Annotated in this window: 8 protein-coding genes; 6 read left to right on the top strand and 2 right to left on the bottom strand. The window is 70.3% G+C overall.

Translation table 11 applies throughout. From position 1 onward, the window contains the following. Positions 1 to 3: 3 nt before the first annotated feature. The gene (locus ABD256_RS15930; RefSeq protein WP_344418402.1) at positions 4 to 2,748 is read right to left on the bottom strand and encodes a helix-turn-helix transcriptional regulator; all 2,745 of its coding nucleotides are present in this window, start codon (positions 2,746 to 2,748) and stop codon (positions 4 to 6) included. A 315-nt stretch (positions 2,749 to 3,063) separates the two neighbouring features. Here ABD256_RS15930 and ABD256_RS15925 point away from each other — a divergent pair, with 315 nt between their 5' ends. From ABD256_RS15925 to ABD256_RS15905, 5 genes are all read left to right on the top strand, one after another. Beyond that, positions 3,064 to 4,593, top strand: a complete 1,530-nt coding sequence (locus tag ABD256_RS15925) for a tryptophan 7-halogenase (protein ID WP_344418400.1) — start codon at positions 3,064 to 3,066, stop codon at positions 4,591 to 4,593. Beyond that, on the top strand, positions 4,590 to 5,642 hold the full coding sequence (locus ABD256_RS15920) for a methyltransferase (RefSeq protein WP_344418398.1): 1,053 nt from the start codon (positions 4,590 to 4,592) through the stop codon (positions 5,640 to 5,642). The genes ABD256_RS15925 and ABD256_RS15920 overlap by 4 nt, the downstream gene beginning before the upstream one ends. A gap of 96 nt (positions 5,643 to 5,738) precedes the next feature. Then, positions 5,739 to 7,061, top strand: a complete 1,323-nt coding sequence (locus ABD256_RS15915) for a cytochrome P450 (RefSeq protein ID WP_344418396.1) — start codon at positions 5,739 to 5,741, stop codon at positions 7,059 to 7,061. A gap of 73 nt (positions 7,062 to 7,134) precedes the next feature. Then, positions 7,135 to 7,431, top strand: a complete 297-nt coding sequence (locus ABD256_RS15910; protein WP_344418394.1) for an ArsR/SmtB family transcription factor — start codon at positions 7,135 to 7,137, stop codon at positions 7,429 to 7,431. Further along, positions 7,428 to 7,817: a VOC family protein gene (locus ABD256_RS15905; RefSeq protein WP_344418392.1), complete on the top strand. Its 390-nt coding sequence runs from the start codon at positions 7,428 to 7,430 to the stop codon at positions 7,815 to 7,817. The genes ABD256_RS15910 and ABD256_RS15905 overlap by 4 nt, the downstream gene beginning before the upstream one ends. A 363-nt stretch (positions 7,818 to 8,180) precedes the next feature. Here ABD256_RS15905 and ABD256_RS15900 read toward each other — a convergent pair whose 3' ends face one another. Continuing rightward, entirely contained in the window at positions 8,181 to 8,786 is a 606-nt protein-coding gene (locus tag ABD256_RS15900; protein ID WP_344418390.1) for a GntR family transcriptional regulator, read from the bottom strand. A 154-nt stretch (positions 8,787 to 8,940) separates the two neighbouring features. On the opposite strand from ABD256_RS15900, the gene ABD256_RS15895 reads away from it, so the two are divergent. Further along, positions 8,941 to 12,291: a molybdopterin-dependent oxidoreductase gene (locus tag ABD256_RS15895; protein ID WP_344418388.1), complete on the top strand. Its 3,351-nt coding sequence runs from the start codon at positions 8,941 to 8,943 to the stop codon at positions 12,289 to 12,291. The last annotated feature ends 8 nt before the right edge of the window (positions 12,292 to 12,299 follow it).

The raw sequence follows: 12,299 nt of genomic DNA, 5'->3' as shown, positions 1-12,299 counted from the left end.
CTCTCAGGCCGAGGTGGCGAGGTCGGCGTGCAGGTCCGTTGGCAGGTCCCGCCGGTACTTGACGTGCAGCTTGCGAAAAACCCTGGTGAGGTGCTGCTCGACGGTGCTGGACGTGATGAAGAGCTTGGCGGCGATCTCACGGTTGGTGTAGCCGGCCACCGCCAGCGAAGCGACCCGGCGCTCGGCCCCGGTGAGCGAACCGATGCCCTCGGAGTTCGCCGAGGACGGCACCGTGAGATCGGTGGCACCGAGTTCGGGGAGCAGTTCCCGGCAGAGCGGGCCCGCCCCGCAGGCCTTGGCCAGGTGCCACGCCCGCCGGACCGTCATCCTGGCCCGCCGTCGTTCGCCGAGGGCGTGGTAGACCCGGCCGAGGTCGGTCAGCGCGCGGGCGAGCTCGAACCGGTCCCCGCAGCCCTCCAGGATGTCCACCGCCTCGGTCAGCAACTGCGGCCTGCGGTCGACCTGCCCTGCCGTCGCCAGCACCCGCAGGGCCAGCGCCCTCGGCCTGCCACCACCGGCTCCGGTCCTGGCGAGCTGGTCGAAGACGAGCCGTTTGGCCCGGTCACGGTTCTGCAGGCGAAGCCAGGTCTCCGCGGCGCTGGTCCGCCACGGCACCAAGCCCGGCAAGTCCAGCCCCCAGCTTCGCTGGAGCTCGCCGCAGGCGAGGAAATCGGCGAGCGCCGCGTGGTACCGGCCGGTGGCGAGGTAGTACTGACCGCGCGCGTGCAGGTAGTGCAGCCCGTGCCTGCTTTGGAACAGGGCGTCCGGTACCGGCTGAGTCACCATGCTGCCCGCCTCGTCGTAGCGCCCGGCGAGGGTGGCGGCCAGGATCAGGGAACCGAGCGGGAACCCGACGCCGACACCCCACGCCTTCGGCGACATCAGTTTCATGGCCAGGCGTGCCCGCTCCGCGGCCGTGTCGAGATCTCCTTGCCGGAGTGCGATCAGCGCGCCGACGGCGGCGAAGGCCGCCTGCCAGGTCGGCGCGCCCCGTGCCGCCGACTCCTCCGCCAGCCGGGCGCACGAGCGCTCGGCCGAGGGGACACGATCGGTGTGCACCAAGGCCAGCAGGGCGAGCACGGCGGGCTCTTCCGACCACGGCGTGGTGTGGCTGAGCTGGGTCCGGCCGAGGAACTGCTCCGCTCCGGCGGGTCCGCTCTGCCGCTCTTCACGCGAGAGGGTTCCGGCCAGTACGGCGGCCGAACGCAGCCAGGGGTCGGCGCGGAACGGCCGCGGGCCCGGCCGGTCGACCGGCGGTTCCGGTGAGACATGCTGCCGAGTGCCCAACGACGGGTAGAGCGAGGTCATCCACAGCTCCGCGTCCCGGAGTTCCGTGGCGACCTCACCGCCGGCGTCGGCACCCCGCACCCAGTTCAGCGCCTCGACCGCGTCATCGACCCGTCCGTGCCAGAGCAGTTGCCGAACGGTGGCGATCGCGTCACGTGGATCGAGCAGGCCGGACCGCATGCCGTCGAGCACCGGTTCGAGGTGGCGCAGGGCAGCGGACGGGTTGAGCTGCCACTCCGCCCGCGCCAGCTTGGCCCGCACGCTCACCCGCCGCCGCCCGTCCGGCACCTGGCGCAAAGCCAGGTTCAGGCAGTCCACCGCGAACGCCACCTGATCGGTGACCAGCGCGTGCGCGGCGGCTTCCACCAGGACATCGACACTCCAGTCTTCGGGCGAACCACTCGCGCCGACCAGGTGCCGGGCGACCGGCATGGCGGGTTCTCCGCGGTCCTGCAGCAGCCGGGCGGCGCGCCGGTGCAGGGCCTCCCGCCGACGCGGCGGCAGCTCGTCCAGGACGGCCTGTCCGACGGCCGGGTGCCGCAGCGCCTGCCCCTCGGTCAGCCCGGCGTCCTCCAGCAGCTCCAGTGCGTCGGCAACCACGTCAGGGTCCATGCCGAGCAGACCGCCGATGGTCGTCGCGGCTGCCTGCGGGCCGAGCACGGCCAGGCCACAAGCCACTTCGGACAGCACGCTCTCGCAGCGGTCGAGGCAGCCGGTGACCGCACGGCGATAGCCGCGGCCGGGGGCTTCCTCCTGTCCTGCCAGATCATCCAGCAGCGCCCGCACCAGGCCCGGATTACCGCCGGTGACGGCGTAAGGGTCCGGTGCACCGGACCCCACGAGTGCCTCGACCGACGGCCTGCCCAGCGGGGCGAGCCGCAGCAGGTGCGCGTTCGGTAGCTGCCCGAACTCGGCGTGCGGCGGGGAGGTCCTGGCCGGCATCCGCGGCGTCTCGGTGAGCACGATCAGCACGCGCGCGCTGCGCAGCCGGCGCGCCAGGAAAAGCAGGCAGTGCAGGGACGCGGCATCCGCGTGCTCCACGTCGTCGATGCCGAGCAGCAGCGGATGCCTGCCGCTCAGCTCCCAGAGCACGCGGAGCAAGCCGGTGAAGACCTGTGTGGCCGCGGGCTCGATGGCGCCGGAACCGATCCCGTGCGGACTCGCCATGGCCGCGCCCTGGTCGAGCAGTTCGCCGACCCGCGCGCGGAGATCGGCGGGCAGTGCCGCGCTGTGGAACAATTGGCTCAGGACGCCCATCGGCAACATGCTCTCGGCACGGGCGCAACTCGCGCTCAGGAATTGGGTCCCCGAATCGGCGAGCTGCTCGGCGAATTTCCGCAACAAAGCGGTCTTGCCATGCGAAACCGCGCCCCGCACCAGCACGACCTGGCCGTTCCCCGCCCCGGAAGCCACCGCACGGGCGGTCAGAAAAGCCAGTTGCCCGCCCCGATCTGCCAGCACCGTTCGACCCTCCCGCCGAGGCGGACAGCACATCCGCCATCGGCACGACTCTAAAAGCCGGTGCGTCCCGCGGCACCGAACGTTCTCCATTTCTGAGCCACTGAACGACCACTCCGTGCACATTTCCGCTTCGCGCCGGAACCGGTTACCACCGAATGGGCGGGCGGTAGAAGAAACCCGATCCCGCCGATCCGCCCGCTCGGCGAGACTGTGCGGTGTTGAAAGCCGGTTGGCCGCCGGTGGGACAACGTCGGTCGGTCTTGTTTCGATCTCGGACAACCATCGGACAGCGGGAATCGGACAGCGGGAGAGGGCATGCAGGGTACGGAGACCGAAGAGTTCGACGTCGTGGTGGTCGGCGGCGGGCCGGCGGGGTCCACCGTTGCCACCCTGGTGGCCAAGCAGGGACACCGGGTCCTGTTGCTGGAGAAGGAGGTCTTCCCCCGCTACCAGATCGGCGAATCCCTGCTGCCGCCCACCGTGCACGGAATCTGCGGCCTGCTCGGGGTCACCGAGGAGGTCCAGCGGGCGGGCTTTCAGGTCAAGCTCGGGGCCACCCTGCGCTGGGGCGCCAATCCGGACCTGTGGACGTTCAGGTTCGGCGACAACCCCGAGGTGCCCGAATCGAACTCGTACTCCTTCCAGGTCGAGCGGATGAAGTTCGATCAGATCCTGCTGGAGAACGCCCAGCGGTGCGGAGTCGACGTCCGGCAGAACGCGCAGGTGACCTCGACCGTCGGAGGCCAGGAGGACGAGGGGCACCGGGTGCGGGGCGTCCGATACACCGACGCCGGCGGCCGGGAACACGAGATTTCGGCAGCCTTCGTCGTGGACGCGTCCGGCAACAAGAGCCGCATCCACAAGCAGGTGAGCGGCGGCCGCGAATACTCCGACTTCTTCCGCAACATCGCCCTCTTCGGGTATTTCAAGGGCGGGAAGCGGGCGCCCGCGCCCAACCAGGGCAACATCCTGTCGATCGCCTTCGACAGCGGCTGGTTCTGGTACATCCCCCTGACCGACGAGCTCACCAGTGTCGGCGCGGTGGTGCGGGCGGACCGGGCGGACCGGGTGCGAGGTGACCGGGAAGGCGCGCTGCGCGGCCTGATCGCGGAGTGCCCGCTGGTGCGCGACTACCTGGCAGGCACCGAGCTGATCACCGAAGGCACCTACGGCCGGATCCGGGTCCGCAAGGACTACTCCTACTACAGCAGCAGGTTCTGGTGGCCCGGCATGGTGCTGGTCGGCGACGCGGCCTGCTTCGTCGACCCCGTGATGTCCTCCGGGGTACACCTGGCCACGTACTCCGGGCTGCTCGCCGCACGGTCGATCAACAGCGCACTGGCCGGATCGGTGACCGAAGAGGCCGCCTTCCGCGAGTTCGAGTCCCGCTATCAACGGGAATACGCGATGATCTACGAGTTCCTGGTGTTCTTCTACAACGCCCACGTGGACGAGAAGTCGTACTTCTGGCAGGCGAAGAAGCTCACCGGGTTCCCCGCGTCGGAACTGCAGGCGTTCGTCACCCTGGTCGGCGGCCGGGGTTCCGGTGACGTCGGGCTGGTCAGCGACCATTCGGCGGGCGACGGCCCCGCCCCGGACGCCGCCGCCGCGCTGGCGGACGCCGCGAGCGCGAGCGAGACAGTGGGAACGGCGCAGCCCAGCGGCACCGGGCTGGACGAGGAACTGGCGATGAGCGCCTGGATCCCCTACACCCTGCCCGAACGGGAGCAGCTCTGGCTGCCGGAAGCGCTGCGGGGGTTCTCCGAACGCGACGTCGGTGAGCTGGTGCCCGCGGGCACCGGACTGACCTGGGAGTTCGCCAAGGTACCCGGAGCGGGCCGATGACCAGGGCAACACCCCTCCCCGCCTCGCCCGCCTCCGGGCAGCTGAACACCCAACTGCTCGCTCTGGTCACCGCCGCGGCGGGCTGGGCCGCCCTGCAGGCCGCGCTGGCGCTGAAGATCCCGGACCTGCTCGAGGAAACCCCGATGCGCGTCACCGAGCTCGCCGAGCGAACCGGGACCGGCCCGGCCCGGCTCGCCCAACTCGTCGCTGTACTGCACCAGGCGGGCATCGTGCACCGGGTCGGCGACGACCTGGTGGAGCACACCGCGGCCTCCAGGGCGTTGCGCCGCACCGGTGGCGATCCCAGCGCACGGTGGATCACCGCGGACTGGATCGCCGTGGCCTGGGGCCGCCTTGCCGACGGTCTGCGCGGCCACGGCATCCCGTTCGAGCTGGCACACCAGCGCCCGTTCTTCGACTACCTCGCCGAAACACCAGCGGCGGCCGACACCTTCCACAACGCGGTGACCCGCGGTCGTGGCAGCGCGCTGACCGACATGATCGCCGCCACGGTCGACCTGACCGGGGCCACCACCCTCGCCGATATCGGTGGCGGCCAGGGCGAGTTGCTGGTCGCGGTGCTGGCCCGCAACCCCGGGCTCGCCGGCATCCTGTTCGACCTGCCTGCCGCGGTGCGCTCACCGCTGGCGGCGCTGGTCATCGGCGAGATGGCGGCACGCACCGAGATCAGGACCGGGGACGTCCTCCGCGAGGCGCCCGCCGGAGTGGACGTCTACCTGCTCAGATCGACGCTGCACATGCTCGACGACCCCGACTGCGTGGCCGCGCTGACCACCATCCGGAAGGCCGCGGCACCGGCCTCCCGGATAGTCCTGGTCGAAATGCTCACCGACGACTGGGCACAGGAGGGGTACACGGCGCTGAGCAGCCTCCAGATGTTCGTGCTCAGCGGCGGCCGGGAGCGCTCCGAGCGGGAGTTCGTCGCCCTGCTCGAACGGGCAGGACTCGTCTTCCATTCGGCGACGCCCACCGGTACGCCTTACCGTCTCATCGAGGCTCGGGTGGTGAGCACCGCGCCAGGACGGTGATCGCCGACCGGCGGGGCCGGCTCGTATCCGATCGCACAGGCCGCCCGCAAACCGGGACCACGCCACTATCGCCGACGCTGGGAGCCCAGTTCCACCATGCCCGACCTTCCCGCCAGGTTCGCCACGACCGCACCGGACGCGCCGGGACGTCTTCCGCTGATCGGCAACGCGTTCCAGGTTCTCCTCAACCCCAAGCGATTCCTCGAAGCGATGCGCCCGAAGAAGCCGGTGCTGCGGGTGCGGGTCGGCCCGTTCGAGTTCTATCTGGTGAACGATCCCGCGCTGATCCGCCAGATCAACCTCGACTCGGATGTCTTCCACCGGGGCCGGCTCTTCGACGTGGTGGATCGCTCGCTCGCCGCGTCCCGGTTCCACTGCGAGGGGGCGGCACACCGATCGGTCCGGAAGAAGCTGACCCCCACGTTCGGGCAGAAGGGCATCCGCGAATTCGCGCCCGCCATCACCCGGCACGCCCGTGCGCACACCGACCGCTGGCAGGACGGTTCGGTGCTGGACATCGGACGGGAGATGGAAGAACTCGCCATCGGCTGCACGCTGGACTTCCTCTTCGGCACGCCGGTCACCGGCGACGAACTCGCCGCACTGCGGCACGCGCTCACCATCCTGCCCCGCCGGTTCGCACTGGAAACCGCGCTGCCCGCCTGGCTGACCGCGCTGCCCGTACCGGCCAACCGCCGTTTCGCCGCGACCATGGCCGACCTCACCACACTGCTGGACAAGCTCATCGACGACCAGCGCCGCGCACCGGAGCCGCGGGGCGCGCTGGCGGCCCTGATCACCGGCAGTGACCATGACCGGCCCCGCGAGGACGTCATCCGGGCCGACATCCTGGTCATCCTCCTGGCCGGTATCGGCACCGTCGCCGGCACGCTGGCCTGGGCGATCATCGAACTCGCACGGCATCCCGCGGCGAGCGAGCAGCTCGACCGGGAACTGGGCGCGGCCACGGCACAGGAAGATCCCGACCTCCGCGCGCTCCCCTGCACCCGCCGGATGATCGAGGAGACGCTGCGGCTGCACTCGGTCACCTTCCTGACCCAGCGCGCCAGCACCGCGGTCACCCTCGGCGAGGTCGCCATTCCGGCCGGCGCGGAGCTGGTGTTCAGCCCGAACGCCCTGCACCGGGACCCCACCCTGCACCCTGGCGCCGGGCGCTTCGACCCCGGCCGCCTCGGCTCGACCCGGGAGCACGCCCGCGCCGGCTCCTACCTTCCCTTCGGGATCGGCGCCCACCGGTGCCCCGGCGAACACCTCGCGCTCACCGAAACCGTCCTGATGCTGGCCACCGTCCAGTCTCGCTGGAACCTGCGGCCGGTACCGGGCCAGGCCCTGCCGCACTCCGACCGGGTCAACGCACAACCACACGGATTCCTGATGACAGCGGAAAAACGCCGCTGATCCCGGGCGAGTCCCATCCCGGCGCGGCCCTCCCGCCTTGACAGGCAAGTGGCGACTTTCCTATCGTATGCCCGTGGAGGGGAACCCCGACCTGTTCAAGGCCATCGGCGATGCGACGCGACGGACGATCCTGGACGAGCTGACCGAAAAGGACGGTCAGACGCTGTTCGAGATCTGCGGCCGATTGACCATGAAGCACAGCCTGACCTCCTCGCGCCAGGCCATCTCGCAGCACCTCGCGGTACTCGAGCAGGCGGGCCTGATACGCACCCGGCGGCAGGGCCGGTACAAGTTCCACCACATCGACACGAGCCCGCTGCGCTCCATCGTCGAGCGGTGGCCCATCGACCGAGAGGACCCGAATCCGTGATCCGCATCAACATCGCCAGCGTGTTCGTCGACGACCAGGCCAAAGCACTGGCCTTCTACACCGAGAAGCTGGGGTTCCTCAAGAAGACCGACGAACCCGCGGGCGAGGCCCGCTGGCTCACCGTGGTCTCTCCCGCCAACCCGGACGGCGTCGAGCTGCTGCTGGAGCCGGACGGCCACCCCGCGGCGCGCCCGTTCAAGGAAGCGTTGGCCAGTGACGGCATCCCGTTCACCCAGTTCGCCGTCGACGACGTGTACAGCGAGGTCGAGCGGCTCAAGGGGCTTGGCGTCGAATTCACCCAGGACGCGATCGACATGGGCCCGGTGGTCACCGCCGTCTTCGACGACACCTGCGGAAACCTGATCCAGCTCGCCGCCATGAAATAGCCACTCGCACCCGCGGCCGGGCACCGGAAGTCCGAAAAGGACGTTGACCCGCCTGCCGTGCTCAGTGGCCGTGGTCGCCCCCGATCCCCTCGCTTCCGGCCGGCTGGGCGAGCGCGGATTCGACAGGCCGCGGCCGTAGGGGGTGCGGATCAGGACGGTACCCCGCACATCCCCGGCAGGGGCATAGACATCGGTGAGCAGGTGCGCACCGTCCGACGCGGGAACACGAAGTCCTTTCTGGACAGTGTAGGGCGAACGCGCCGGCGGCGGACCGAACGCGCGCCGGGGCTCGGCCATGACGTCCTCCTCGACGTACTGGGCGAATACGGCCGCCGCCGCTCACGTGACTTCGCCTCGCGCGCGTCAGCCGCCCGCCCAGTCCGCGCGGGTGTGCCGCAGGTGCGTGTGCATCAGGTTTTCGAGCTGGGGCCAATCGCGCACCGAGATCGCCGCCAGAATCTCCCGATGCTCTCCCGCCGCCTCGGTGAGACGACCGCCTTCGGCCAGCTTTTCCAAGCCGTACAGGCGCGTCTGATCGCGCAGGGTGGCGATGCTTTCGACCAGCCGCCGGTTTCCGCCGTGTGCCAGCAGGTCCAGGTGGAACCGCCGGTCCGCCTCGAGGAAGCGGGCGACGTCCCCGGCCTCGGCCGCGACCTCGATGTTCCTGGCGAGACCACCGAGCCGGTCCAGGTCGCCGGGCTCGATCTTCGCCCCCGCGGACAACGTGGCCGGAACCTCTAGCAGCCGGCGGAGCTCGTGGATCTCATCCAGATCCTGCTCGCTCATCGCCACGACCCGGTAGCCGCGGTTGCGCACCGGCTCCATCAGCCCCTGGTTGACCAGCGTCAACATCGCTTCACGCACCGGGCTGCTGGACACCCCCAGCCGAGCCGCGAGCGCTGCCGCGGAATAGATGTCCCCCGGCCGTATCTCGCCGGACACCATCGCCTGCCGCACCACCTCGAGCACTTGGTCCCGCAGGTTGGTGTGCTGCAGCCGGACTGCTCCGTCCTCGGTCAAGTCCCACCCCTTCGACACTCGGCCTTGACTTCCTCGCCTTCTTCACGCATCTTACTTGTCACCGGTGAGCGGTAACCGGTAGCCGGTTACTAAGGAGTACCTTATGACTGAGGTGCGGGGCTACTGCACGTTGTGCCGATCGCGCTGTGGCGCGGTCTACACGGTCGAATCCGGCGCGTTGCGCGGCGTCCGGCCCGATCCTGATCATCCGACCGGTGCCGCGATGTGCCCGAAGGGCAGGGCCGCACCCGAGCTCGTGCACTCTCCCGAGCGGCTGCGCCGGCCCCTGCGGCGGACCACCCCCAAGTCCGATCCCGACCCGCGCTGGCGGGAGATCGGATGGGACGAGGCCATGGCCGAGGTCGCCGAGCGGCTCGGCACGATCCGCGCGGTCGACGGCGCCGAGGCCGTCGCGTTCTCGGTGACCTCCCCGAGCGGCACGCCGATGTCGGACTCCATCGACTGGGTCGAACGGTTCATCCGGTTGTTCGGCAGCCCGAACACGCTCTACTCGACCGAGATCTGCAACTGGCACAAGGATTTCGCGCACGCCTTCACGTTCGGGAGCGGCCTGCCCGTGCCGGACTACGCGAACACCGACCTCGCTGTGCTGTGGGGCCACAACCCGGCGAAGTCCTGGCTGGCACAGTCCGCGGCGCTCGCGCAGGCACGGACTCGGGGCGCACGGCTCGCCGTCGTCGATCCCCGCCGGTCGACCAGCGCGTCGCAGGCCGATCACTGGCTCCGGGTCCGGCCCGGGACCGACGGCGCGCTCGCGCTGGGCGTGGCCGCACGGCTACTCGCCCGCCGCGGCCACGACGAAGAGTTCGTCCGGTCGTGGACCAACGCACCGCTGCTGGTCCGGCTCGACACCGGCCGGTTTCTTCAGGCGGCGGACCTGCACCCGGAGTTGTCGGGCTACGTGGTGTGGGACGAGGTTTCCGGCCGGGCGGAACCGTTCGGGACCGAAGGCCCGCCGCGCGGCGTGACCCGTTTCGCTCTGCGAGGCCGTCGCCGGGTGTCCACTCGGAACGGGGTGGTCGACTGCGTGCCCGCTTTCGACCGTTACGCCGACGCCTGCGCGGCCTGGCCTCTCGACCGAACTTCGGCGGTCACCACGATCGCCCCCGGCGCCATCGAGGCGTTCGCCGCGGAACTGGCCGGGGCGCGGTCGGTGTCCTACGCGGCCTGGTCCGGGATCGGGCAGCACACCAACGCGACCCAGACCGAGCGCGCGATCGCCACGCTCTACGCGCTGACGGGGAGCTATGACGCCCCCGGCGGCAACGTGATCCTGCCCAAACTCCCGCTCAACCCGATCACCTCTCCCGAACAGCTGGACGCGGCGCAGCGTGCGAAAGCCGTCGGACTGGACCGCTTTCCGTTGGGGCCACCGGCACAGGGCTGGATCAACGCGCGCGACTTCTGCCGTGCCGTGCTGGCGGGCGAGCCCTACTCCGTGCGCGCGCTGGTGTCCTTCGGCGGGAACCTCCTGCTGTCCCAGCCAGATCCCCACCGGACGGCGGAAGCCTTGCGCAGCCTGGATTTCGCCGTCCATCTCGACCTGTTCGAGAACCCCACCTCCCGTTTCGCCGACCTGCTCCTGCCGGTCGGCACGCCCTGGGAGCGCGAAGCCGTCAAGGCCGGGTTCGAGATCACCCGCGCCGCTCAGGAGCGAGTCCAGCTTCGACCGCGGATGGTCCCCCCGGTGGGCGAGTCCCGTTCGGACACCGAGATCGTGTTCGATCTGGCCACCCGGCTGGGGCACGGGGAAGACTTCTTCCAAGGACGCATCGAGGACGGCTGGAACCACCAGATCGCCCCGCTCGGCATCACCGTCGCCGACCTGCGCGAAAGTCCCGGGGGCCTCGATCTGCCCTTGCGTGTCCGCCACCGCAAATACGCCGGAGAACTCGATGACGGGACTGTCACGGGGTTCCCCACCCCGACTCGCCGGGTCGAGCTGTACTCGGAAGTTCTCGCTCAGCACGGCCAATCCCCGGTCCCCGCCGTCACCCCGCCCGCACCGGACGTGGCCCACCCGCTGGTGCTCACCTGTGCGAAGAACGGCTACTTCTGCCACAGCCAGCACCACGGCATCTCCTCGCTGCGCAAACGCTTCCCAGAGCCGATCGTGGAGCTGAGCACCGAGCTCGCCCGAGCCCGCGGGATCGACGACGGCCACTGGGTACGCATCAGCACACCTCGCGCCTCCGTCCGGATGCGGGCGCGGATCGACCCCGCCCTCCACCAGGACGTCGTCGTCGCCGAGTACGGCTGGTGGCAACCGGCTGCCGACCTCGGCCTGCCCGGTTCGGATCCACTCGGCTCGGGCGGCACCAACTACAACCTCCTGGTCGGCGACGACAGCAGCGATCCGGTCAGCGGCTCCGTCGGGTTGCGCTCGGTGCCCTGTGACGTCCAGCCGGAGGATGTGGAACCCTGGAGTGCCCAGCGGGAATTCCTGGTCGACCACTGCGACCTCGAAACCGAAGAGGTACTGGCGGTGCGGCTGCGGCCGGCCGATGGCCGGCCGCTGCCTGCCTTCCGCGCCGGGCAGCACATCACCGTCGCCTGGCCCGACCGTCCCGACGTCACCCGCAGCTACTCCCTGACCGGACCCGCCTCACCGCCGTCCCAGACCAGCTATGCGATCGCGGTGCGCCGAGTGCCCGATGGCCGGTTCTCCCCCACCGTCCACGAACGCCTCCGCCACGGCACCCGGATACTCGTCACCCCTCCCGCCGGCGGCTTCACGGTTCCCACCGTCCACTCTCGACCGATCGTGCTACTGGCCGCGGGCATCGGGATCACCCCCTTTCTCAGCCATCTCGAAACACTCGCTCTCGTCCCGTCCGCCGCCCCCGACGTCGTGCTCCACTACGGCAGCCGGGACAGTGCGCACCACCCGTTCCACGACCGGATCGCCGCTCTCACCGCGCGACTGCCTTCCCTGCGCGTGATCGACCACTACAGCCGTCCCGCCGCAGACGACCGGTACGACGTGCTCGGGCGGGTGTCAGCCGCCGGGGTCGACGCCGCCTTGATCGACCGTCGAGCGCGTTTCTACCTGTGCGGCCCCGAGAACATGATCGAAGAGACCATCACCGGGCTGGTCGCGCGCGGCGTGCCCCGATTCGACATCTTCGCCGAGAAGTTCCACGCCGCCCCCCTACCGGTGCACATCCCCGACGACGCCACCGCGACCGTCCGGTTCGCCCGCTCGGGCCGCGACGTGGCGTGGCGCAAAGCCGACGGCACCCTTCTGCAGGTGGCGGAGCGATCAGGTCTGTCACTGCCCAGCGGATGCCGCCTCGGCCAGTGCGAGAGCTGTGCGGTCCGGGTGCTCGACGGCACGGTCGCCCACCTCGTCGCTCCCGCTGACGACCTTCCCGACGACCACTGCCTCACCTGCCAGTCCATGCCCACGTCCGATGTCGTGCTCGACGCCTGATCCCGAAA

Source organism: Amycolatopsis minnesotensis, assembly GCF_039529815.1.
In the GTDB taxonomy this organism is placed as follows: domain Bacteria; phylum Actinomycetota; class Actinomycetes; order Mycobacteriales; family Pseudonocardiaceae; genus Amycolatopsis; species Amycolatopsis minnesotensis.
The sequence above is the reverse complement of the archived record's forward strand: the minus strand, read 5'-3'. Positions and strand labels throughout refer to the sequence as shown.